Genomic DNA, 22,503 nt, shown 5'->3' on the forward strand with positions numbered 1-22,503 from the left:
GTCTTTACAAGCATAAATTGAAAGAGTGTAAAGGGGGAGTTATCATGGAATGGTCACTCTTAAAACCAAAAAATAAGAAGGAACATGCTGAGAGATGTTCGATTAAAACTTGTCCAAACTGTGGTTGCCCGATAGAGGGTTTGACCCTTGTTTGCCCAAGGTGCCGAGAACCTATTAGTGGTGGATGTTCCGGAAAATGCTCAAATTGCAATGTAAACTAAGTATAGGGCTGGCAAAAGTTGCCAGCCCTATACTTATCGATATCAGCCACTCTTCTTAAATGGTTTGTGATTTCTCATGGAGAGTATCGGACTGAAGCCTTGATGTTCGCTCTAGCCGATTGAATTGACGATATTACATAAGAATTGAAAAGAATGTATACAATGATTAGGAAATAGGACTAATACAAGGAATTATTGGTAAAATTGAATTTAAAGGTATAATATTTATTAGAGTCGAAATAGTAAGGAGAGATTTTGTGAGAAAACCAATCTGTTATCTCGTTGCTACATTACTTAGCTTAGCGGTAGTCTTAAGCGGCTGCGGAAGTCAGATTACACCTACGACTGATAAACAGACATTAGACCCTAATAATTCACTTGTCCAAGAGGCGATGGCTCTAACGACTGTCTATAAACGAGCTGAAGTGATCTCTTCACCAGATGAGGCAAAACAACTCTTAATGGACGGAAATGAGCGTTTTACTGCTGGCAAGCTCTTAGGTAAGGACCTCAGCTTTACAAAGCGAAGCGATTTACTGAAGAACGGACAGCACCCGTTTGCTGTAATAGTGAGTTGCTCAGACTCGAGAGTTTCGCCTGAATTATTGTTTGACCAAGCCCTAGGAGATTTGTTTGTTGTTCGCGTGGCTGGGAATGTTGTTACTCCTGTTGAATTAGGAAGTGTAGAATATGCAGTAGACCACCTCAAGGCGCCCTTAGTTGTAGTTCTTGGTCATGAAGAATGCGGAGCGGTCACCGCTGCTGTAGAAGGAGGAGAACCACACGGTAGTATCGGAGCTATCATGGAAAAAATTAAACCTGCAGTCGATGACGCTCGGGCGATGGGCACTACCGGAAAAGAATTAATCGAAGCCAGTACAGATCTTAACATTCAGAATGCCCTAAAAGATCTTTTGAAGAGTCCTATAATTATGGAAAGGGTTAATGCCAAAGAAGTTGAAGTCCTAGGTATTAAATATGATCTGGATAAAGGAACGTTAGAGGTTACTCATTAAGCTTAGTTTTTAGGACGTTCTTTAGTTATTTAAGATTCACATAGGATAAGGACCCTTGTCTTAACAAGTCAAGGGTCCTTATCCTATGTAGGAGATACCCTAACTTCTAATTAAATTATTGGTAATAGTAGGAATTGAGTGCCTGTTGTAGAATTAATATACTAATTATGTTAGACAAGTAATTATCCGGAAAAAGAAAGGGGCACATAATGGACGAACTAGCGTTGGAGGCTCGATCGCAAGCGGGTAACAATTTTAAGAATGGCTTAAACTGTGCTGAATCCATACTGCATGCTTTTAACAAAATCCTCAACTATCCACTGAGTCCAGAATGCTTAAAAATTGCCACTGGTTTTGGAGGCGGATTAGGGCATGCTGGTTGTCAGTGCGGAGCATTGACCGGATCAATCATGATACTAGGACTATTTAGGGGTCGCAATGATCCGGCACAATCAAGAGAAGAAGTCTATGAACTGGCTCGTGGCTTTCACGATCGCTTTACTCTGGAATTTGGGAGGACTTGTTGTCGTAACTTAAATCCGCATGAATTTGATTCGCCAGAACACTTGCGACGCTGTCTAAAACTCACTGGAGGTACAGCTAAGTTGCTGATGGAATTTATCCAAGATAAAAAATTAATATAAAGCATGGTTTTAGCCAAAGGAGGCTGGTGACTATTATCGAAGGTCCTTTGGAGTTTTTACAAATGGACCTTCGATAATAATTATTAGAAAGGGGCAGGGCATCGTATAATATAATATAGTGTAGTGAATCCTTAAAAGCCAAATTTAAAGGAATTTTTGAGAACTCTGGCGAATAGAATAGTTCGGTCATACCAAAATAAAAAATTAAAGGAGCAATCATGGAATTAGTAATGGGTTTAATGGATTTTATACTTCATATCGATCGACATCTAGTCGAAATAATTAAGGACTACGGAACTTGGTCGTATTTAGTTCTCTTCATGATCATTTTTAGTGAAACAGGATTTGTGGTGACCCCTTTTCTTCCTGGTGACTCATTACTGTTTGTAATTGGGGCTTTGGGAGCCTCAGGTGCCTTGAACTTTAAGTTGGCTCTTGTATTGCTAATTTTTGCAGCGGTCGTTGGAAATACAGTAAATTATTTTATTGGCAAAATGATCGGGCATAAGCTGCTTGCTATGAAAAACTCCCGCATCATAAAGAAGGAATACCTTTACAAAACCCAAGCCTTTTATAAGAAGCATGGAGGCAAGGCCATAATTTTATCCAGGTTTTTACCGATTATCCGAACCTTTGCGCCTTTTGTTGCGGGTCTTGGTAAAATGAACTTTTCTAAGTTTTTTCTTTATAACTGTGTCGGTGGAGTTAGCTGGGTAATGCTATTTATGTTCGCTGGGTTTTTCTTTGGGAACATTCCCGCGGTTAAACATAATTTTACGTTTGTAATTTTTGCGATAATTCTTATTTCATTACTGCCAACGGTTATTCCTTACTTTCGGAGCAAAAGAAGATAGGGTTGTTGCAGCAGGTCAATCGGCAGGTACGTTATCGGTTGACAGCGATTGATAACTAGGTATGTAATAAATAGTTGTTAAAAAAGGGTGCTTCGAGCATCGTCTTTTACTGGGTATCTCTAAGAAGACCTTAGTTCAGATTGAAAAAGGTCGGTCTACCCTCGGCTGGGCAGGTTCTGTAACTTTGTGTACTATTTTCAGAGATAGTGAAGTTCTAGCCATGACCTTTGGAGGAGATCCGCAAGATATTATTCTTTCTTTAGCCTTTACCGCTTATGAAAGCAACGAAAAAACCATGGGCGGAAAATTGTGGTGGATTAATCTGGAGTCTACGAATCAGTTTAGAATCCAGCAGAATATCATTTCGCGACACTTTCGGATTCTCGATGGACAGGACCGCAGGATTTGCTCTTCCTTAGATGAGGATTATATTGGAAAAAGGCTTAGAGAGCTTTCAGAAGAGGGCGGGGTTTATTAAAGTGTTAAAATTCATGAGAGCTTATATCAAATCAATGAGGTTATATTACGCTTTTGTAACAGGAATTGCGGGTTGGCTGGGGATTGCCTTCTTCAATATCGAGGGTGGAGAACCCTTTTTTGCCTATGAGCGCTTGAAGCAGATTTGCGAGGCGATTGATTCCAAATCGGAGATCTGAATAAATTCTACGGGTGCTGGAATGACTAGGGAGAAGCTTGTAGAACTTAAAGAGTTGGCTGTAACCGCTATTATGTTTTCTCTACACAGTCCTGATGCCAACGCTTTTAATGGCTTTATGGGAAAAGAGTCCGCTTGGGAGACGATGGAGACTGGGGTTAAGATGTGCCATGATGCAGATTTGGCAGTTGCTTTTAATACCTGCCTGATGCGAGACGACTTTTATAACGGTACTTTTGAACAAATAGATGACCGGAATAAACAGACAGATCGTACAAAAGATAACGGTAGAAATGGTGGAGACAACAATCGTCAGGATGATAGATAAATTATAACTAAGTGGCTCATTAGAGTCGCTCTTTTTTACTAATAATTATCGTAAGTGGGCGTAACGAACTTTTTTACTCTCGCTTTAATGGCATAAATTAACGTTTTAGAATTCTGCCTTTTGCAGACACTAATTTTAGATTAATGTAAAGGAGATTAAAAGATGGCAACCTTAGGTAAAGGCAACAATACAAATTTCTTACCACAAGGAAATACCCCTAAACCAGGAATAATAACACCAAAGTCAAAAGTAATTGCAGAAAAGCTGGATGTTCCAACTAATGAAAATACAAATCCTAGTCATAATTAATTATTCGACATCTCATAGGACAGCTTTGGCTGTCCTGTTTTTTGACCAATTAAGCTCGCTTTTGGAGTTATCCAAAATCCTCTATATTTATTTCTCTCTTGAAAGTTTCAATAACCGGGTTAATTCTATTAATTGATGAAATCATGGTGTTTACGGTTTGAGAAATTTCAGCTATAAAGTTGTGTAGTCTTGACCTATTAAATCCCTTGTCATATCTCAATTTACTATTTAAAAAAATATTAAAGTCATATTCCTTGCTTAAAAAGTATTCATCAAATTTTTCTTCAATTATGGCTGGTCCAAAGATAGCCGCTTCCCGGCATATAAATAAACGGCACAGAGGAGTTATGGCATCCTTTGTTAAGACACAACCCAAGTCACTGGCGAAGGGACAATGGTTTAAACCAGTTTTTATTTCTATCATGATTCCGTTATATCCCTTAATTATATGGCCTTTTTTTAATATTTCGTGACAGGGCACGTGGAGTGCGAGGTAGTGTATAACGGGGTGCTGTACCCGAGAGGAGAGTTGCCCTTTGAGTGTATGAAAATATTCTAAGCGGGTTGATGGTGAAATGCCCCCACCACCCCAGTGTATTAGGACATGATATCTCAAAGTTATGTATAAACCTTGGGATATTGAACATAGTGACCATTGATGGCTTGTTCGATGGTCACTATTTGGACTCTAGGGTACAGGTTTCCGTCTAATAAGCAAGTAAACATTCCTTCACATGCTGCTTCTTTATTCATATTAAGAGTTGGTGGCTCTAAGGCCTTCTAAGTCTACTGGAGCTCCGAGAATCTCAAACTCGTGTAAGCGCGAGCCAAAGTATTGCTCAAGCCTCGTTTTTACCAGAGTAATAGCAAGGTGGGTAACGTCAATACCGATCCAACGACGGTTTAGTTTCTCCGCTGCAACAATAGCGGTACCACAACCACAAAAAGGATCTAGAATAATTTGGTTCTCTTTGGAACATGCTTTGATAATCCGTTCAAGTAATTCTAAGGGTTTTTGAGTAGGGTATCCAATTCTCTCCTGAGACATAGGCGGAATTGCCGGGATATCCCACCAATCTTCGGGAACCTTTCCTTCGGGGTTGGGATGATATGTACGTCCATTTTTATTTTTAACCCCCCGACCACTTGTCTGATAACCACCAGTCCCATGATAGGGAATTCGAATCGAACTTGCTTCAAATGTCCATTCTAGATTATCTCCATAATAGAGCTTGTTCTTCAAATGAACCCCTGTCTAACATATTCGTATACATGGACAAAAATATCTTGTCCGTTAGAAACGGCATAAAATATCCCTTCTTTCTATTACGTAACACAGGGGGAATTTCGTGAATGGTCGCAAGTCATCCCAAGATTGGGGAAAGGTTGTACCGGCTTGGTAAAGTGGAACTGAAGCGGTCAAGTGATTTGCTGGGTGGGTTGGAGTTGTAAATTCATACTTGTCTAATCTGAAATGATCACCCCTGCACTATTGAAGTGTAGGGTTGTTTTTTTGTCGTAATTCAGTATTTCGCCATGTTTCGCATTCAGTCTAGAATATAGTTACTATAGTACGAATCGGTGGCATTCGCTTCTGACACATGTACTTCTTATGAAAGAAGGTAAGGATTTGGTTTCGAAGAGGCTTCCTAAAAATTGCATAAATGAAACAATTTTTTTAGCAGATGTTTTTAATATTTAAGAGGCTTCTTACAATTACTCGGTAGCAGACAAGAATACGTCAAGGATAAATTATCCTTTGATTTAATGATTGAAGAGTTAGATAGGTCGAATGAAATCATGACGGAATTCTTGTCCTTAGCTAAAACGAAAACTTCATCAGAGTTTGATTATGTAAGAATTGATCTAAATTCTTTAATATCAAAGCTTTATCCCTTGCTAATGGCTGATGCCATTTTACTTAATCAGAACCTGATATTCGAAGAGGGTCAAATTGAAGAATTATGGTTAAATCCAAAAGAAATAAATCAATTGATTATAAATGTTGTCCGTAATGGGTTAGAGGCAAATTCACCCCAAAAATGCATTATCATAAAAACATATTCACAAGATAATTTGGTGATCTTGTCTATTAAAGATGAAGGCCCTGGCATTGACTCCGAAGCCTTGAAGACATTAGGTGCACCTTTTATAACAACGAAAGATACTGGGACTGGATTAGGCTTAGCGGTATGCTATAGTATTGCGGCGAGGCATGATGCAACGATAAAGGTTGAAACGGGTTCATTGGGTACAACCATAATTATTCAATTTAAGAAACGAAATCTAGCCTTAATTGAAAGCCGGGTCCAATAATCCAATTTGAATAGTACTCAGTCTATTTATGGACCTAGGTGTTATTCGAAAACTGTTAAACCTTAGCAGGAACTACAGGGTTTTGTATAACTGTACCACGTAGGTGATTTTAATGGGAAATTGCTCCTAGGACCTTGGAAGATTATTTATACGTTCACCTTGTATGGTTCTTAGAAATTCAATGGAGGTGTTTGTTTGGATGTACTCATAGGCCTTATTGTATGGGTTATTAGTATGCTAGTGTTCAGAAAGCATTATAATTGTTATCACACTTAGAAACATTACAGTGTTAGGGAATATGCTTAATAAGTTTTATTTCCCTTCCTATGCAGCTGTAGGCAGGATTAATATCGGTAATTTCATAGAAAGAATAGAAGTATCCGTGGCCTTTGTTTTTATTTTCGGTGTTTTTTATTTCATCTTCTCAATCAACGCATTAAATATTAGTTAATCAAATTCTTCAAGCAGAAGCTTTGTCACTCGTCCATCAACTAATACCAAACCCTTATGTCCTACAATAACCGGGTTAAGATCGATCTCTTGAATTTCCAGATGCTCGCTTATCAAATGACCCAATTTAATAAGAAGAATTGCTAATTCTTGGCGATTAACGGTGGGCCAACCCCTGTATCCATCAAAAAGTTGGCGAAGTGGCCAGCGTTCTATCATAGCCAATGCTGCCTGATGGTCTAAAGGTGCTAAAGCAAACACAACTTCATTCAATACTTCGACCAAGGTGCCTCCCAAACCAAACATCAAGACAGCCCCAAAGGTTGGGTCACGGCGGGCCCCCACTACTAATTCGATTCCAGAAGAGGCTGTAGGCTGTAAAACTATTTCGTTTTGACCCGACCAACCTTTCAGCTGGACATCTAACTCTGTGTAAACCCTAGTAAGTTCTTCCTCATTATTTATGCCCAAGCGAACAAGCCCTTGTTCTTTTTTATGAGAATTAAAAGTAGCATATCCCTTAAGTACAAGAGGAAAAGCATATTGACCAGCTACTTTGCACACACTATCTTCTACAACTGCCTCACCGCTCAGGTTAATACCATATGACCCCAACAATTTCTGAGCTTCAGACCAACTCAATAACGACGAATTTTCGGTCATCGCTTTACCCTCCAGCCATAGAATTTAAGAGCAACTAAGCCTTTTGCAGCTGCCGCAATTGAGTGGTAGAGAGGGATTCCCGCTTCCTGTAGAAGGGGACGTTCCTTTACAACTGCTTGGCTTTCTCCAATATAGCATGCAATTACTGGTTTCTGGCATTTAGCTTGAACTTTAATCAATTCTAACGTTGGGAAAGCCCAATTACGATGGTGACAGTAAATAGCCAGCAAGGCATCTACACCCGAGTCAGCAGCTAAGGCCGCCATACACTGGCCATAAATAAGTGCGTCGAACCCGGAGCCTGCTAAATCAAGGGGATTACGCAGAATTACAGGTGGATTAGGACCGATAGTCTCTTCAATTCTTCGCAACGTAGCCGCAGTCATTTCCGGCAGCTTACACCCGACCGCTTCTAGGATATCGGCCACAACGATAGCCGGCCCCGCAGTATGGGTAATTAGTCCAACTCCATTTATCGTCTCTATCAAGCCTCCTCCTACTCCATTGGGAACTACAGAAAGGGCCTTCAGCATATGGACCATTTCCTCGATGCTATCTACTGTTAATAAACTGTGTTGAGCAAAAATATCTTGGTAAAGTCGATAGGATCCTGCCAAAGTACCTGTATGAGTTCGTGCCGCCTGCCCAGCCGCCTCTCCTCGACCAGCTTTGAAGATAACCACAGGTTTACTGCGGGCAACAGCGTTAGCCGCTTCAATAAATTCTCTTCCTTTATCCGTTCCCTCTATAAAAATACCAATAACTTTGGTTTCCGGATCTTCTGCCAAATAATCCAAGTAGTCAGCATATTCTAGAATTCCTCGGTTGCCAACCCCACACCACTTAGCAACCCCAACCCCTTCATCCTGCATTTCAGCCAATAAGGATAGTCCAATTCCTCCACTTTGACTAATCACAGATACAGATCCCTTGTTTAAGGTCATAGGATAAAAGGTAGCATAAAGGGGCGAGGCTGTATTAATCAAACCTAAGGTGTTGGGCCCGACCAAGGCAATTCCTGCATTCTTGGCCACAGTTATTAAACGTTTTTCTAAAGCATGTCCCTCCGATCCCATCTCTTTAAAACCTCCGGCCGAGCATATAACCCCTTTAACACCTATGCGGGCACATAATTCTACAAGTTCAACAGTCACATATTGATTGACCGCTAGCACTACCAACTCCGGCACAGCGGGTAACTCTGCTAATCCAGAATAACAAGTTAATCCCATGATCTGCTCGTATTTACTATTGATTGGATATACTTCGCCCTGAAAGCCCCCCTCGAGGATACTTTGCAATATATTATAACCAATCCTACCTGAATCAGGGCTTGCTCCGACTACAGCTAAGCTAGCTGGATTAAATACAACGTCTAAATTTCTCACTTGCATAACCTGGATTCCTCTTGCAGTATTCTTATTATAATGTTTTGTAAATTCTGCTGCAGAGAACCAGGATCCCCCCTTCTGCTGTTTATTTTTTATCGTACGCTAGGATTTACCAACTGTCAATACTAGGCAGAATATTCAGCCTTTTGCGTACTATTGTCGGAGATATCTTTAGTATGACAGAACGGGCTGTCAATGGGCTAATTAGCTTGCTTGTACGTTTACGCTAAGGAGGGGGGAGGATTGATCGCCCAATGGAGTGCTTCTTTGCACGATATAGATGGGTATATCTGAGGCTCTATAGTGAATGTTTCCCGAAATATTACCAAAGCTCTAACCCCCTCAAAAAATAGCGAAAAAATGTATTATATGTTATAAAAGGCTTTTAGTCTTTTTCATGTAGTTAAGTTCTTAGTCCTTCCGTTTAATGCCGGAGGGACCTTTTTCTATCTCCATAATATAAATGACCATCTGGGCATGGACGCCAATGAATGCGGCTTTGTCCTCTCGCTGGCTATGGAATAGAATAGTTTTGCTATATCAAGAAGGATATGAGGGAAAAATGTAGAAATGCTAGAGTGGAACAATCTGGGTGCTTTAGTAGTCCTCTCACGGAAGAGAAAGATACTTAGTATCCCTCAAAAAGTTGATGGGTTATTATGTTTCCAAGCGTACTATTATTTCTTGGGAGTAAATTAAGCGAGGGGAAAAAATGAGTATTTCGCAAAAGGAAATCGATTCAAAAACAGAAAACCAGGGTATAGATCCGAACATTTTTAATAAAATCTTGGAGTTATACCAGGATAACAGTTATGCACATCTAACAGGTATAAAAATCGTTGCCATGGGACCAGGCAAATTGATTGCCGAAATGGTCGTAGAAGAACATAATTCAAACATGGCAGGAACATTACACGGTGGTGCAACTGCGACTCTGGTCGATGTATGTATGGGAATGGCTTGTTTTACAAAGGGCAGCATAGTTGTATCCGGCAACATCAATGTCTCCTACCTAGCGGCGGGAAAAGTAGGCGATAAGATTATTGCTGTTGGGCAGGTCATTAGGGCAGGAAAAACTGCTTTTTTTACTGAAGCATGTTTGGAGGATGAAAAAGGTAAGATCATCGCCAAGGGTACAGGAACCTTTTTCGTTAAAGATACTTTTGCTGAGCAAAATTAGAGGTTTACCAGAGATCGTTTGCCAATAGTAAAATTGAAAGTTACACTGCTTGTATAAAGCAAAAAAGTAAGCCGACTGGGGTGAGTGTTCACCTTGGTTAGGCTTATTTTGTAGGCTGCAAATATTTTTAATGAGGTTCGGCAAACTCAAAAACACGTAGGAAGGAAATTCACATACTATGAGTTAAGAGAATCTAGTAGGGCCATCGGTTATTGAGCCATAATATAGTGAAGGAAGACGATTTATGAAATTGAATAACAGTCATAAAGTGAAATTCCTAGAAAGAGTAAAAGACCTTGGGTTTTCAAATTTCGTAAGTAGCATCATTCGCGTTTGGTCATCTCAGAGTTTTTATCTTATGAGTAGTACATCCCTTCAATTTTTAATTGGCTCACTCCTCATCCTTGATATGACAAAAGCAGAAGTTCCCAGTTCTAAGCAAAGACTCTTTAGTATTCCAAATTGTTTAGACTATCACTAAAGAGTAAACGCTTTGATAGTACTCGTGAAGTGCGAAAGAAAGGGTTGGAGCAAGAGATGGTAAACGACTTGAAGGTCGGGGTGAGACATTGGTTTAACGAAATTCTAGAGATACTTATAAGTATAAGCCGGGATTCCTTTTAATTTTAATCCGAATATTTCCAGTGTTATTTTATTTCAAGTGGAAATCATATGTTAAAAGGATGTGATCATATTAATGAGGAAAATTAACGATCGGATCTATCTGGGTATGATTTCTGGAACTGTTGGCTTAATAACTTTAACCCTTATTGATGCTATTTCATCACGAATAGGAATTTCACAACGAGCTTATCGGACGACAGCTTCTGGAGTATGGGTATCTTCCCGTAGACAAGCTGAAAAATGGGAAGGTCAATTACTTGGAGTAATAATGAATCTTGGTCTATGTATGGTTGGTGGAGTATTGGGGGTGAAGTGACTTTTTGATATTTTAGCTGACTTTCTACATTAATCACCTTCGTCAGGCTATCCTAAGCTACCTTCTCACCCCTCGCCTTTAACCCGTATTCGATGGATATATCGGGACAAACCCCATCGGGAGATGCTGGATTCAGTCAGCTTTATATAGAGGATTTAGCTAGATTGGTTGATGAGACATTTGCGTTTTACATCCAGTCCATGGCTAACCAGTCGAATGAAAGAGATGTTGGGTGAGGTGAATTATGGAAGTAAACATTAGAAGAGCAGTAAATAGTGATAAAGAAACTTTTATTGATTTTGCAGTCAAATTAAGTGAATACAAATTACATGCTTATTCTTGGAATAACAAAGCTAGAAGATTATATGAGAAAAATGGCTTTCGAGATTATGCGGTTTCTTATGAGATATTTTTGTGAGCTCATTCACATTATTTTTTATTACAGTTTAGAACCAGTTGGCTGAGCATAAGTCATGGCTCCGAATGCTGAGCCCGTACTTAGTAGGTTGTTTTGGACGGTCTAGCAGGCTTCTGCTTAGATAGATGAGCAATGTGAGGATGAGTTTTTTAATGCATCTTAGAAGGGGATGGGGATGTGAAAAATAAGGAGCGAATCATCTGGATCGGCTTACTAGTGATAATATTAGCCATCTCTTTATTCGTTGTTCTTCAATATCATATGCTATTAAGGTACGATATTAATAATGGAAGTATCTCATGGAAAGTCATTGATTCATACCTAAACGTTTAAGGGTACAAGGGGAACTGAATAGGGGGGGCCTAATATTGGATCCTATAAAGCGCCACCATTAACATGAAGAATTTGGCCGGTTACATAGGTTGAGTCATCAGAGGCTAAATATACATAGGTTGGTGCTAACTCCACTGGTTGACTTGCTCTCTTCATGGGGGTATCTGAACACGTATAAACTGCAACAGGGGAAACCCTGCTTTTGGTTTCCCCTGTTGCAGTAAAATGCCATATTAAATAATTGAGGCGGTCGAGTTAGTAACTTTCTTAATCTTGACAGCACAGACTTTTAGTTCGGGGATGTTACAGACTGGGTCTCTGGCACTATTGGTCAGACGATTGGTAGGAGTTTCTTTATAGTGGAAGGTTAGGAATACTATCCCGGGCGAGATGTGGTCCGTTACTTGGATTTTTGTTTTAACTTCACCTCTTCTGGATTCTACCTGAACATAGTCACCATCTTTTAACTTATATTCCCGAGCAGTATCCGGGTGAATCATCATCAATTCTTCTGGGCGCATCTTTTCTAACTTTGAACGCCGGCTCATGCTGCCGGTGTGAAACTGATAAAGATTCCTACCTGTAGTTAATAAGAGGGGATAATCCTGATCAGGTTCTTCCGCCGCAGGTAAGTGGTGAACCCCGTGGAATTTACCTTTGCCTCTGGAAAAGCTGTCTTTATGCAGGAAGGGGGTTCCCGGGTGATCTAGACTCGGGCAGGGCCATTGGATTCCCCTAGTTTCGAGCCGCTCAAAATTAATCCCGGCATAGGATGGAGTACAGCGTGCTATTTCTTCCATGACCTCTTCTGGACCTCTGGAATAGGTCCAGTTGTAGCCCATTTTATTAGCCAAAGCCACAATAGTCTCCCAGTCAACCTTAGAATTTCCCCTCAGGGAAATTGCTTGTCTCACCCGCTGAACCCTGCGTTCCGTATTGGTAAAGGTACCAACCTTTTCTGCAAAGCTGGAGGCAGGGAGGACTACCTCTGCCAGTTCCGCTGTTTCAGTCAGAAAAATATCTTGCACAACCAAAAAATCTAAGTTCTTTAAGGCTTCAACCACGTGGTTAGAGTCAGGGTCTGCCAGTACGGGATTTTCGCCCATAATATACATGGCTTTAAGCTCACCAGAATAAGCGGCATCCATCATTTCTAATAACGTTAACCCGGGTTTATCCGGCAAATCCGTGCCCCAAAACTTAGAGAATTTCTGCCTGCTTTCCTGCGCATCGACGAGTTGATAGCCAGGGTAATAATTAGGCAGACAGCCCATATCACAAGCACCCTGGACATTATTCTGGCCCCTTAGGGGGTAGAGTCCGGTTCCTTCCTTGCCTACATTGCCGGTTAGAATCGCTAGATTAGCCAGTGAAAGCACATTTTGGGTTCCAGAGGTATGCTGGGTGATGCCCATCGCATAAACAATGGCAGCCCGCTCAGCTTTACCGAAGAGATGGGCGGCCTCTTCAATTAGTTCTGCCTTGACCCCGGTAATTTGTTCTACGCGCTTGGGATTATACCCATCGACTAGTTCACACCAGCCGCCAAACCCTTCACAGCGGGCTTCGACAAACTGCTCATCCCATAAATTATCTCTAAATATGACATGGGCAAGTCCGTTGATCAGAGCGATATCCGTGCCGGGCCTCTGCCGCAGCCAGATATCTGCATAGTTAACGAGCTCAATTTTTCGCGGATCGGCCACAATCAATTTCCGTCCATTACGGACGGCCTGCTTAATGCGGTAGCCTGTAACTGGATGGGCCTCTGTGGTATTGGCACCAATTAACAAAATTACATCGGTATAAAGCAATTCGTTGATGGAGTTCGTCATTGCTCCACTACCAAATGCTGTTGCCAGACCGGCAACGGTGGAGCTGTGTCAGAGACGGGCGCAGTGATCGACATTGTTGGTCTGCAGAATGGTGCGCATAAATTTCTGAAAGAGATAATTTTCTTCATTCGTACACTTACCCGAACTTAAGCCCGCAAAGGCTTGGCCGCTATGTTCGCTCAAGATAGCTTTGAGCCGATTTGAGACATAATTTAGCGCTTCATCCCAAGAGACCTTCTCGAAAACCCCATTCCGCTTAATCATGGGGTCTGTCAAACGATCATTGGAATGAACATATTCCCAGCCAAACTGTCCCTTGGCACAAAGGTGTCCTAAATTAGAACCGGATTTATCGGCTGCAACACCGATGATTCGATCGTCTTTGACCTTAAGCTTCAATTGACAGCCTACCCCGCAATAGGAGCAGGTGGTGGTTACTTTTTTTACTTCCCAGGGTCGGCCTTCCCAGAGTACAGATTTTTCCACCAAAGCACCCACCGGGCAGACATTAACACACATCCCGCAGACGGTACAGGTTGTCTCCTGGAGATTATCATCAAAGGCTGAGGTGACTTTAGTATCAAAGCCCCTTTCCATAAAATCATAGACATAAGCGCCGTTAACTTCCGCACAGATGGAAACACACTTGCCACATTTAATACATTTACTATAGTCTCTGATGAAAAAATGATTGTCGGTATCAATGGGATAATGCTTTTTATCCCCCTTATAGGGGGTATCTTCTACCTGATAGCGATAACAGTAGTCCTGCAGCCTGCAGTCCCCATTGCGCTCACAGGTCAGACATCTAAGGTCATGGTTGGCTATGAGCAGCCTTAAAATATCCCTGCGGGCAGAAACCACCCGTTCTGACTCAGTTTGCACTTCCATGCCCTCGGTCACAGGAGTGGCACAGGAAGCAAGCAATTTCCTGGCCCCTTTAACCTCGACAATACACATTCTGCAAGCACCGGTGATCGTTAATCCTTCCTCATAACAAAGAGTAGGAATATTTATTCCATTTTCCTCGGCCGCCTTTAAAATGGAATAGTCGGCGGGAACGTTGTAGTGGTTGCCGTTCATCGTAATTGAGACCACAGAAAATCACGCTCCTAACTCCTGATAATGGCGTCAAAGGGACATTTATCCATACAAACGCCGCATTGAGCGCACTTTGAGACGTCGATTTTGTGCGCCTGTTTCTTTTCGCCGGTGATGGCTTCGACCGGGCAATGTTTCTTACAAATCCCGCAGGCTTTACATTTTTCCTCAATGACCTTATAACTTAGCATTCCCTTGCAAACCCCGGCTGGGCAGATGCTTTTCTCCACATGCAGCTCATACTCATGCCGAAAGTATTTTAAGGTACTTAAGATTGGATTAGGGGCCGTTTGGCCCAGGCCACAAAGCGAGGAAAGAATAATGTTTTCACCTAAGCTTTGGAGCAGATCGAGATCTACCATTTTTCCTTTGCCTTCTACAATCCGTTGAAGGATTTCCAACAGTCTGGTATTTCCTTCCCGGCAAGGAGTACACTTACCGCAGGATTCATGCCTCGAAAAGGAGAGGAAGAAGCGAGCAAGTTCGACCATGCAGGTGGATTCATCCATAACGACTAAACCGCCGGACCCCATCATTGCCCCCGCCTCTAAAAGAGAATCATAATCTATGGGGAGATCTAAATGTTCCTCGGTTAGACATCCTCCTGATGGTCCACCGATTTGTACGGCCTTGAACTTCTTACCATCATTGATTCCGCCCCCGATATCAAAAACAATTTCCCTGAGAGTAATGCCCATAGGCACTTCGGCCAGCCCGGTATTGTTAACCTTACCTGTTAAAGCAAATATTTTGGTGCCTTTGCTCTTCTCCGTGCCGATCTGGCTGTATTTTTCACTTCCCATTTCGATGATCACCGGAACATTAGCCAAGGTTTCCACATTGTTAATGTTACTGGGGCGGTCCCAGAGCCCCTTAACTGCAGGATAGGGGGGCCTCGGCCTTGGCATACCCCGGTTGCCCTGTATTGATTCCATCAGGGCGGTTTCTTCGCCGCAAACAAAAGCCCCCGCACCTTGTTTAATCTTGATGGAAAAGTTAAAATTACTGCCTAATATTTTTTTCCCAAGGTAACCCCTTGACTCAGCCTGTTCAATTGCTATGGATAAACGTTTGACTGCCAAGGGGTATTCTGCTCGGATATAGATATAACCCTCCTGAGCTCCGATAGCATACCCGGCAATCAACATTCCTTCCAGCACTGCGTGGGGATCACCTTCGGAAAGACTTCTGTCCATAAACGCACCGGGATCACCTTCATCGGCATTACAAATTATGTACTTTTTATCACCGGAGGTTTTTTGGGCAAATTCCCATTTTGTACCTGTTGAAAATCCTCCTCCGCCTCTCCCCCTGAGGCCCGATGTCTTAATTTCTTGAATCACCTGCTCAGGTTGCATGTTAAGTAGTACTTTTTGCAGGGCTTTATATCCCCCTGAACTTAGGTAGTCATCAATAATTTCCGGGTCTATAATGCCACAGTTCTTAAGGAGCAGGCGTTGTTGTTTCTTATAAAAGGGAACATCATGACGGGTCACTATCTTGACCTTCGTTGCCGGATCTACATAAAGCAACTCTTTGTAGACTTTTGCCTGTTGGAGACTGTCGATTAGATTTGGCACATCCTCAGGCTTTACCCTGCAATAAAATTCTTCCTCCGGCGTAACTAGGATAAGCGGCCCTTGTTCACAGAAACCGTGGCAGCCGGTATATTTAAGTTCAAATTCGGCCTCCAAGCCTTGTTGGGATAGTTCTTGTTCAATGGCATCGTGGACAAGTCTGGAACCGCTGGAGATACACCCGGTCCCGCCGCAAACGAGAATTCCTTTCACGAGACCGCCTCCTGCCTACGGTATTTGGCTAAGATATCGGGAATTTTTTCTGGGGTTAGCTTCCCATAGATCTCCTCATTGACCGACATTACTGGGGCCAAGCCGCAAGCGCCAATGCAGGCCACGGACTCCAAAGTAAAGTCCATATCCTTTGTGGTCTCGCCTGTTTTAATCCCTAATTCCTCTTCTAATTTGGCCATAATGGAGGCTCCGCCTCGAACATGACAGGCGGTACCCATGCAGATGCGGATAATATTTTTGCCCCGAGGCTTTAAATGGAACTGGGAGTAGAAGGTTGTTACGCCAACCACCTTAGCTAGGGATAATTTCATACCTTCGGCTATCTGCTCCAAAATTTCCCTGGACAGATAACCTACCTGGTCCTGGGCTTCTTGCAGTAATGGTACTAAACCTCCATCGCTGCTACGGTACTTATCGATTAGATTCGAGATGTCATCCAATTGCTTCAACTCCTGATTGCGATTACACGTTAAATTAATATCTCCCGGATTAGGCTATAAAATTCGTCTATTTTAAAGGGAGCTTGGTGGCGCCAAGCCTTGGCGATACCTTAGTTATCCTGGACAATACTGGGCCTAGCTACCCTTCTGGAACTATCTTTAGCTCTCTGGGAAGTGAATAATCTAGTGTGAAATGAAGTAACCTAGTTTATTGGTCAAAAATAGTATGAGGAGATAATGAAATGGGTGGGTATATCGGAAAAATTTTGCGAGTTAATTTATCAGAGAAAACTATCAAGACGGAAGCGCTTAATATTGAGCTTGTAAAAAAATATTTAAGTGGACGTGGGCTCGCAGGGAAGATGTTTACAGCCGAAGTTCCTGCTAATGTTAAAGCCTTCTCAGCAGAAAATAAAGTGTTTATTGCTGCTGGAACACTGACGGGTACAAATGCTCCTACATCCGGTCGCTTTATGGTTGTTACTAAATCACCGCTCAACGGAACCATAGCAGCTTCAAACTCCGGCGGATTTTGGGGACCCCAACTAAAATTTGCCGGTTATGACATGGTAGTGCTAGAAGGAAAGGCTGATGCCCCTGTTTATCTCTCCATATATAATGACAACGTTGAAATCAAAGATGCAGCACATATCTGGGGAAAAGACGTCTATGAGACGACCTCAATTATTAAAGCCGAGTTCGGAGATAATCAGGCAAAGGTTTTGACGATTGGACCTGCTGGTGAAAACCTTTCTCTTATGGCCTCTGTTATGAATGATCTTTACCGGGCTGCTGGGCGGAACGGAGTAGGGGCTGTGATGGGCTCTAAAAATATTAAGGCCGTAATCGTCCGAGGAACAGGAAAAGTTGAGCATGCTGACCCTGATACATTGAAAGTAGTTCTGACGGAAGTGCTTAAAAATATCCGTGAAAACGGTGTAACGGGCCAAGGTCTACCGACCTATGGAACTGCAATCTTGGTCAATATTATTAACGAGAATGGAGTCTATCCCGTCAACAACTTCCAAGAATCGTATGACGCAAATGCCGATCAAATCAGTGGAGAAACCATGACTGAAAAGTACCTTGTGAAAAAAGATTCCTGCTATCGTTGTCCGATTGCTTGTGGACGCTATTGTAATTGGGATGAAGGAGAAGGTGGCGGACCAGAATATGAGACTGTCTGGGTTTTTGGTTCAAACTGTGGTGTTCAAGATTATGAGGCCATTCACCAAGCCAATGATTTGTGTAATAAGTTTGGCTTGGACACTATTTCTGTCGGTGCCACGATTGCAGCAGGTATGGAGTTATTCCAGCGTGGCTACATAAAGCCTGAAGAACTCGATGGTACTCCCTTAGAATTTGGTCATGCCAAAGGAATGGTGGAGTGGATTCGAAAGATTGCCTATCGGGAAGGTCTAGGGGCGAAAATGGCCTTAGGCTCCTATCGCTTAGCTGAAAGTTATGGAGCTGTGGAACTCTCCATGAGTGTCAAAAAACAAGAACTCCCTGCCTATGATCCACGTGGAGTTCAAGGCCAGGGTTTATCATATGCAACCAGTAATCGAGGTGGCTGTCATGTCCGAGGTTATGTTGTTTCCCCAGAAATTCTTGGAGGTCTTAAAGAAATTGATCGCTTCAGTATAGAAGGGAAAGCCCAATCGGTTAAGAGTTTCCAAGATCTAAGCGCTGTAATAGACTCTGTTGGCCTATGTCTCTTCTCGTCCTTCGCCCTAGGATTATCCGACTACAAAAAATTGGTCAATGCCATAACAGGCTTTGATTACACGGATGAAGAACTCCTGGCCTGTGGCGAACGGATTTGGAATAACGAACGGCTCCATAACATGCGTGTAGGGTATACAAAAGCAGATGATACCTTACCGAAGCGCTTCTTTAAGGAGCCAATTTCAGCTGGTCCCTCCAAAGGGCATGTTCATCGCCTCGATGAGTTGCTACCAGAATATTACATCGTCCGGGGTTGGGACCAAGAAGGAGTACCTACTCCTGAGTGTTTAAGCGCCTTAGAAATGTAAAAAATAATAGGGGAAGGATAAAGTAAAGGCAGCCTCTTCCTAAATTGAAGGGCTGCCTGTGTGGTTGGAACATAGATTGAATGAGGTGTTTAATGTTGAGCTTCGCCATTTTTTCTCGCGATGAAACCGTTAATGCTTTCTTTGCGGCGAGAATTTTTAGCTTCAATAATATGCTTCTTGCCAGCAGTAATTTCACCTGCATGATCATCCGGGTATTCCTCTGCTTCCTGTAAATTAGCTTCAGTGTGCTTGATATGTTCTTGCAGGTGAGCCTCATAGTCCGCCCGATTATCCGTTTTGGCCAATATATTCACTCCAATCCGATCATAACTGCCTTTTTATGATGACCTAAATCTTATGATGCTATGCGAATAAATATTAATCCAGAGGCACTTGGACCGAATAATTATGATTATTGTCATGAACAATATGGATAGCTGTTCGAAGTCGAGGCGGACATTATTTGACTCTAAAAATTTTCTAAGAATAAACGGACTACATCGGCTCCGCCAATTATAGTTCCTATTGAGCCCCCTAAATTAGCTAACGTTACTATAATTAGAATCCGAGTCACCTTATTATTCCAAAAACCTTTTAGGCTAAAAACGTCTTCAGAAAGATTTTCAAAGTCTCTTACACTGGGTCGACGGATATAGGCTTGTACAATTCCCGCGAACCATCCAGCTGCAATTAGGGGATGTAAGGTGGTTATTGGAGCGACCACAAAGGCAGTAAGAATAGTAAGCGGATGTCCAAAAGCAAGCGCAGTTCCCAGTGCTGCAAATGATCCAGTCCATAGCACCCAACTTATGGTTTGCTGGATTCCAGCAGTAGGGTTTGCAATAAAGGTATAGGCAATTACCGCAAGTATAAGAAGTGGAATTGTCCAACCAATGATACTGAGAACCTTGGACTTAGCAGGAAGCTGAGATAACCGTGCTAAATCATGTTCTTTTTTTAGTTCTTCTTTTATTCCAGGAACGTGTGCAGCCCCTAAGACTGCAACAACCTTATTCCCTGGAGCCTCTTTGATTTTCTGGGATAAATACTGATCTCGCTCATCAATCAGAGGAATCTTCAATTTAGGAAAGTTTATGGTGAACTCATTAAGTATAGAATTAAGCATATCTTGAGATTTCATTTTTTCCAGGTCCTCTTCAGAGATGTCTTCGTCATCGAAAATACTAAAGAAAATCCCCGTCAGAAGCTTTGCTTTTCCCCATAACCCTACACCATGCCAAATACGAGAAAAGGTTATCTGGATATTTCTATCAGCTAGGACTAGGTTAGCACCAATCTCTTTTGCTGATTCAGCCCCCTGAATCATTTCTTGGCCAGCATTAATACCAAATTGCTTTGCTAGACGTTTTTGAAAGGAGGATATTACAAGATTTAACAATAGCAACGTGGCTTTTTTTTCTTTGATAATTTTAAAAATATCTGTCTCTTTCCACTTATTGCCTTCAATAATTGTCTTATATCGTTGTTCATCCAATTCTATACATACAGAGTCAGGCCTTTCGGATTCAATAACTTCCTTTACTAGTTCCGCGCTGTGTTTTGAGACATGCGCAGTTCCGATAAGTATAAATTCCTTACCATCTAAATTTATTCTTGTAATGTTTTCGTTTTCCTCAAGCATAAATACCTTCCTTTTTATCTTTCTTGATTTATTTCTAACCTTTTACTCATTTTTTCTCCCCATTAGTTATATTGTACTCTAACTTACCCGTGTGCACAAAATCTTGAATAAAATCATCTTCGTATTGCCGTTAGCCTAAAGGCATGTGGATATTATAAAGTTAGGTGAGTTGAGTTTTCCCCTAGCTTATTTTCTTTTCCTTTCTTTTTATAAATAATTTATTTTGAGTAAATTGCTTAATTCCACGAGTAGAATTGTGTTAATATTGAATATGAAATAATTACTGGAACAGCGTTATTACTTTTCATGCTTGAGAAGAGGAGACAGAAAAATTGAAAGATACAAAACTGATTAAAGGCACGTTATTCACCTTAATTGCAGCGGCTGGCTTTGGGGCAGTGGCACCGGTTGCAAAAATTCTCTACTCCTATGATATCCCACCTATTTTTATGTTAGCCGTTCGGTTTTTCATTGCATCTATTTTTATATGGGGATATATCATTGTAAAAAGAAAGGAAATTGACTATAGACTCGAAAAAGAGCAATTGTTAATCATGTTTCTAATTGGTGGCTTGTTTTATTTCCTCACAACCAGTTTTTATTTCGATGCCATCAATTATTTACCGGTATCACTGCATGTGATGATTTTTTATACATACCCGTTCATGGTCAATATCTTCTCATATATTTACCTAAAAGAAAAAATGTCAGTAAAACAAATGGTTGCTCTTTTTGTGGCTTTCGGAGGTATTTTATTAGTACTTACGGATTTAAACTCAAATATTAAAATGATTGGTATTTTATTATCCGTTTTAGCTGCAGTTTGCAATAGTGCATATGTTCTGGCGCTTGGGCTTAAGAAAATTAAAAAGGTAAATTCAATCGTCATTGCAGCATATACAAACACCTTCAGCACATTCACATTTATTACATACGGCTTAATTAAAGGGGAAATAAACTTAAATAGCTTTAAGATCACTCCAAATGCTTGGCTGGGAATCGTATTTATTGCATTGGTTGCCACTGTTGTTGCAATTATTGCGTTATCGGCAGGCGTCAAAATGATTGGTGCTTCCAAAGCATCTATCATCAACACATTTGAACCGATAGAGGGCGTTATATTAAGCATAATCATTTTAGGAGAGAATTTGTTTATCAATCAAATTCTTGGAGCGATACTTGTTATTGTAGCAATAGTCGTGATCAATCTAGGTGACAGGAAAATAAACCCAGTAAATCTAAAATATGATTCAATGTGATAACAGGCAGAGAGTGGCAAATGGGGTCAGGCTTGAGATATTCTCTTTTGGGCAAATGTACGTTAAATGATACACTTATCGATGTTGTATGTAAAGAAGCTGGTGTTACGCGAGAAGAGGTTACTAGAAGAACCAAAATACAGAAATATTCTGATGTCAGAAAAGCAATTGTGAAAATTAGTGAAAAATATGGTAGTTTCACCAATATTGAACTTTCAGAGAAGCTCAATATACTTATCAAAGTTATAGCAGCAGATGAATTTGCTGCCCCCAATGTTATAACCTAAGCTATCGAAGCACCTATCTGCTCAAGCGAAATTGGCTTCAGATTTGCTTAATGGGGGAGTATGATCAGAGAGTGATTGATGCCTTCCCGCCAATTTTAGCTTCTTGCTTAGCATAGGTTCAGCGGTTATGCTATATGGCGAAGAGTAAAGTGCTGTCAAATTTGGCACTCTATAAATCAGCATTCTTTTATCACTACTCTTTAATTTCGATCAAAATCATGATATTATGCATAATAAAAGAATTCTTAGTAACTACTAAAATGCGCGACAAGGCCATAGACAAGTGCTATGGCCTTATACATATTTTAAGGACGCGAAGGGTTATTGGTACCTACATTAAAGCAGATAAAGCATGGGAATAAGAAACTTATGGA

General features: G+C 41.3%; 22 protein-coding genes and 2 pseudogenes. 14 read left to right on the forward strand and 10 right to left on the reverse strand.

All coding sequences use genetic code 11. The features are described from left to right. Window positions 1-478 precede the first annotated feature (478 nt). The 6 genes and pseudogenes from ACYQ3Q_RS15250 to ACYQ3Q_RS15275 all read left to right on the forward strand — a co-directional run bounded on the left by ACYQ3Q_RS15250 (window position 479) and on the right by ACYQ3Q_RS15275 (window position 4,027). Complete coding sequence (locus tag ACYQ3Q_RS15250; protein WP_459929393.1) at window positions 479-1,237, forward strand: carbonic anhydrase; 759 nt, start codon at window positions 479-481, stop codon at window positions 1,235-1,237. Window positions 1,238-1,446: 209 nt separating this feature from the next. Beyond that, window positions 1,447-1,881: a C-GCAxxG-C-C family protein gene (locus ACYQ3Q_RS15255; protein WP_459929394.1), complete on the forward strand. Its 435-nt coding sequence runs from the start codon at window positions 1,447-1,449 to the stop codon at window positions 1,879-1,881. A 218-nt stretch (window positions 1,882-2,099) separates the two neighbouring features. Beyond that, on the forward strand, window positions 2,100-2,735 hold the full coding sequence (locus tag ACYQ3Q_RS15260; protein WP_459929395.1) for a DedA family protein: 636 nt from the start codon (window positions 2,100-2,102) through the stop codon (window positions 2,733-2,735). Between the two features lie 184 nt (window positions 2,736-2,919). Further along, window positions 2,920-3,213, forward strand: a complete 294-nt coding sequence (locus ACYQ3Q_RS15265; RefSeq protein WP_459929396.1) for a hypothetical protein — start codon at window positions 2,920-2,922, stop codon at window positions 3,211-3,213. Between the two features lie 34 nt (window positions 3,214-3,247). Further along, a pseudogene (locus ACYQ3Q_RS15270) lies at window positions 3,248-3,652 on the forward strand (radical SAM protein); the annotation flags it as partial. 228 nt (window positions 3,653-3,880) lie between these two features. Further along, window positions 3,881-4,027, forward strand: a complete 147-nt coding sequence (locus ACYQ3Q_RS15275; RefSeq protein WP_459929397.1) for a hypothetical protein — start codon at window positions 3,881-3,883, stop codon at window positions 4,025-4,027. A 67-nt stretch (window positions 4,028-4,094) separates the two neighbouring features. Here the strand turns inward: ACYQ3Q_RS15275 and ACYQ3Q_RS15280 are convergent, their stop codons facing one another. Together ACYQ3Q_RS15280 and ACYQ3Q_RS15285 are read right to left on the reverse strand one after the other, a co-directional pair. Next, on the reverse strand, window positions 4,095-4,451 hold the full coding sequence (locus ACYQ3Q_RS15280) for a hypothetical protein (protein ID WP_459929398.1): 357 nt from the start codon (window positions 4,449-4,451) through the stop codon (window positions 4,095-4,097). A gap of 330 nt (window positions 4,452-4,781) precedes the next feature. Next, window positions 4,782-5,270, reverse strand: a complete 489-nt coding sequence (locus ACYQ3Q_RS15285) for a DNA-methyltransferase (protein ID WP_459929399.1) — start codon at window positions 5,268-5,270, stop codon at window positions 4,782-4,784. A 524-nt stretch (window positions 5,271-5,794) separates the two neighbouring features. Between ACYQ3Q_RS15285 and ACYQ3Q_RS15290 the strand changes: the two genes are divergently transcribed. Beyond that, window positions 5,795-6,343, forward strand: a complete 549-nt coding sequence (locus ACYQ3Q_RS15290; RefSeq protein WP_459929400.1) for an ATP-binding protein — start codon at window positions 5,795-5,797, stop codon at window positions 6,341-6,343. Between the two features lie 447 nt (window positions 6,344-6,790). On the opposite strand, the gene ACYQ3Q_RS15295 is transcribed toward ACYQ3Q_RS15290, so the two are convergent. Together ACYQ3Q_RS15295 and ACYQ3Q_RS15300 are read right to left on the reverse strand one after the other, a co-directional pair. Then, window positions 6,791-7,456, reverse strand: a complete 666-nt coding sequence (locus ACYQ3Q_RS15295; RefSeq protein WP_459929401.1) for an acetate--CoA ligase family protein — start codon at window positions 7,454-7,456, stop codon at window positions 6,791-6,793. Further along, window positions 7,453-8,850 carry an acetate--CoA ligase family protein gene (locus tag ACYQ3Q_RS15300; RefSeq protein WP_459929402.1) on the reverse strand — a complete coding sequence of 466 codons (1,398 nt, stop codon included), beginning with the start codon at window positions 8,848-8,850 and terminating at the stop codon, window positions 7,453-7,455. The genes ACYQ3Q_RS15295 and ACYQ3Q_RS15300 overlap by 4 nt, the downstream gene beginning before the upstream one ends. A gap of 709 nt (window positions 8,851-9,559) precedes the next feature. Between ACYQ3Q_RS15300 and ACYQ3Q_RS15305 the strand changes: the two genes are divergently transcribed. From ACYQ3Q_RS15305 to ACYQ3Q_RS15320, 4 genes are all read left to right on the forward strand, one after another. Beyond that, window positions 9,560-10,027: a PaaI family thioesterase gene (locus ACYQ3Q_RS15305; RefSeq protein WP_459929403.1), complete on the forward strand. Its 468-nt coding sequence runs from the start codon at window positions 9,560-9,562 to the stop codon at window positions 10,025-10,027. A 697-nt stretch (window positions 10,028-10,724) separates the two neighbouring features. Further along, on the forward strand, window positions 10,725-10,967 hold the full coding sequence (locus ACYQ3Q_RS15310) for a hypothetical protein (RefSeq protein ID WP_459929404.1): 243 nt from the start codon (window positions 10,725-10,727) through the stop codon (window positions 10,965-10,967). Between the two features lie 92 nt (window positions 10,968-11,059). Beyond that, the gene (locus tag ACYQ3Q_RS15315) at window positions 11,060-11,203 is read left to right on the forward strand and encodes a hypothetical protein (protein WP_459929405.1); all 144 of its coding nucleotides are present in this window, start codon (window positions 11,060-11,062) and stop codon (window positions 11,201-11,203) included. Window positions 11,204-11,211: 8 nt separating this feature from the next. Then, window positions 11,212-11,385: a GNAT family N-acetyltransferase gene (locus ACYQ3Q_RS15320; protein WP_459929406.1), complete on the forward strand. Its 174-nt coding sequence runs from the start codon at window positions 11,212-11,214 to the stop codon at window positions 11,383-11,385. Window positions 11,386-11,760: 375 nt separating this feature from the next. On the opposite strand, the pseudogene ACYQ3Q_RS15325 reads toward ACYQ3Q_RS15320, so the two are convergent. The 4 genes and pseudogenes from ACYQ3Q_RS15325 to nuoE all read right to left on the reverse strand — a co-directional run. Continuing rightward, window positions 11,761-11,886 (reverse strand): annotated as a pseudogene (locus tag ACYQ3Q_RS15325) (SDR family oxidoreductase); the annotation flags it as partial. 65 nt (window positions 11,887-11,951) lie between these two features. After that, window positions 11,952-14,636: a formate dehydrogenase subunit alpha gene (gene fdhF / locus ACYQ3Q_RS15330; RefSeq protein ID WP_487247260.1), complete on the reverse strand. Its 2,685-nt coding sequence runs from the start codon at window positions 14,634-14,636 to the stop codon at window positions 11,952-11,954. Window positions 14,637-14,665: 29 nt separating this feature from the next. Beyond that, window positions 14,666-16,444, reverse strand: coding sequence for an NADH-quinone oxidoreductase subunit NuoF (gene nuoF, locus ACYQ3Q_RS15335; RefSeq protein WP_459929408.1), 1,779 nt, complete (start codon window positions 16,442-16,444; stop codon window positions 14,666-14,668). Then, window positions 16,441-16,905, reverse strand: a complete 465-nt coding sequence (nuoE, locus tag ACYQ3Q_RS15340; RefSeq protein ID WP_459929409.1) for an NADH-quinone oxidoreductase subunit NuoE — start codon at window positions 16,903-16,905, stop codon at window positions 16,441-16,443. Before nuoE ends, nuoF begins: the two co-directional genes overlap by 4 nt. Window positions 16,906-17,147: 242 nt before the next feature. Between nuoE and ACYQ3Q_RS15345 the strand changes: the two genes are divergently transcribed. Then, window positions 17,148-18,941 (forward strand): aldehyde ferredoxin oxidoreductase family protein, encoded by a 1,794-nt coding sequence (locus tag ACYQ3Q_RS15345; protein ID WP_459929410.1) that lies wholly within the window; start codon window positions 17,148-17,150, stop codon window positions 18,939-18,941. Between the two features lie 89 nt (window positions 18,942-19,030). Here the strand turns inward: ACYQ3Q_RS15345 and ACYQ3Q_RS15350 are convergent, their stop codons facing one another. Both ACYQ3Q_RS15350 and ACYQ3Q_RS15355 read right to left on the reverse strand, forming a co-directional pair. Next, window positions 19,031-19,255 carry a small acid-soluble spore protein Tlp gene (locus tag ACYQ3Q_RS15350; protein ID WP_459929411.1) on the reverse strand — a complete coding sequence of 75 codons (225 nt, stop codon included), beginning with the start codon at window positions 19,253-19,255 and terminating at the stop codon, window positions 19,031-19,033. A 155-nt stretch (window positions 19,256-19,410) separates the two neighbouring features. Continuing rightward, complete coding sequence (locus tag ACYQ3Q_RS15355; RefSeq protein WP_459929412.1) at window positions 19,411-20,583, reverse strand: TraB/GumN family protein; 1,173 nt, start codon at window positions 20,581-20,583, stop codon at window positions 19,411-19,413. Window positions 20,584-20,915: 332 nt separating this feature from the next. On the opposite strand from ACYQ3Q_RS15355, the gene ACYQ3Q_RS15360 reads away from it, so the two are divergent. Continuing rightward, window positions 20,916-21,842, forward strand: a complete 927-nt coding sequence (locus ACYQ3Q_RS15360; RefSeq protein ID WP_459929413.1) for a DMT family transporter — start codon at window positions 20,916-20,918, stop codon at window positions 21,840-21,842. Further along, window positions 21,839-22,129, forward strand: a complete 291-nt coding sequence (locus ACYQ3Q_RS15365) for a hypothetical protein (RefSeq protein ID WP_459929414.1) — start codon at window positions 21,839-21,841, stop codon at window positions 22,127-22,129. The genes ACYQ3Q_RS15360 and ACYQ3Q_RS15365 overlap by 4 nt, the downstream gene beginning before the upstream one ends. Window positions 22,130-22,503: the final 374 nt, after the last annotated feature.

This window comes from Desulfosporosinus burensis (assembly GCF_054657535.1).

Bases quoted from the DNA above. Each gene is read 5' to 3' on its own strand.
- ACYQ3Q_RS15255 (WP_459929394.1), top strand. From the start codon at position 1,447: ATGGACGAACTAGCGTTGGAGGCTCGATCGCAAGCGGGTAACAATTTT.
- ACYQ3Q_RS15260 (WP_459929395.1), top strand. From the start codon at position 2,100: ATGGAATTAGTAATGGGTTTAATGGATTTTATACTTCATATCGATCGA.
- ACYQ3Q_RS15275 (WP_459929397.1), top strand. From the start codon at position 3,881: ATGGCAACCTTAGGTAAAGGCAACAATACAAATTTCTTACCACAAGGA.
- ACYQ3Q_RS15280 (WP_459929398.1), bottom strand. From the start codon at position 4,451: ATGATAGAAATAAAAACTGGTTTAAACCATTGTCCCTTCGCCAGTGAC.
- ACYQ3Q_RS15290 (WP_459929400.1), top strand. From the start codon at position 5,795: ATGATTGAAGAGTTAGATAGGTCGAATGAAATCATGACGGAATTCTTG.
- ACYQ3Q_RS15295 (WP_459929401.1), bottom strand. From the start codon at position 7,456: ATGACCGAAAATTCGTCGTTATTGAGTTGGTCTGAAGCTCAGAAATTG.
- ACYQ3Q_RS15300 (WP_459929402.1), bottom strand. From the start codon at position 8,850: ATGCAAGTGAGAAATTTAGACGTTGTATTTAATCCAGCTAGCTTAGCT.
- ACYQ3Q_RS15305 (WP_459929403.1), top strand. From the start codon at position 9,560: ATGAGTATTTCGCAAAAGGAAATCGATTCAAAAACAGAAAACCAGGGT.
- ACYQ3Q_RS15310 (WP_459929404.1), top strand. From the start codon at position 10,725: ATGAGGAAAATTAACGATCGGATCTATCTGGGTATGATTTCTGGAACT.
- ACYQ3Q_RS15315 (WP_459929405.1), top strand. From the start codon at position 11,060: ATGGATATATCGGGACAAACCCCATCGGGAGATGCTGGATTCAGTCAG.
- ACYQ3Q_RS15320 (WP_459929406.1), top strand. From the start codon at position 11,212: ATGGAAGTAAACATTAGAAGAGCAGTAAATAGTGATAAAGAAACTTTT.
- ACYQ3Q_RS15345 (WP_459929410.1), top strand. From the start codon at position 17,148: ATGGGTGGGTATATCGGAAAAATTTTGCGAGTTAATTTATCAGAGAAA.
- ACYQ3Q_RS15355 (WP_459929412.1), bottom strand. From the start codon at position 20,583: ATGCTTGAGGAAAACGAAAACATTACAAGAATAAATTTAGATGGTAAG.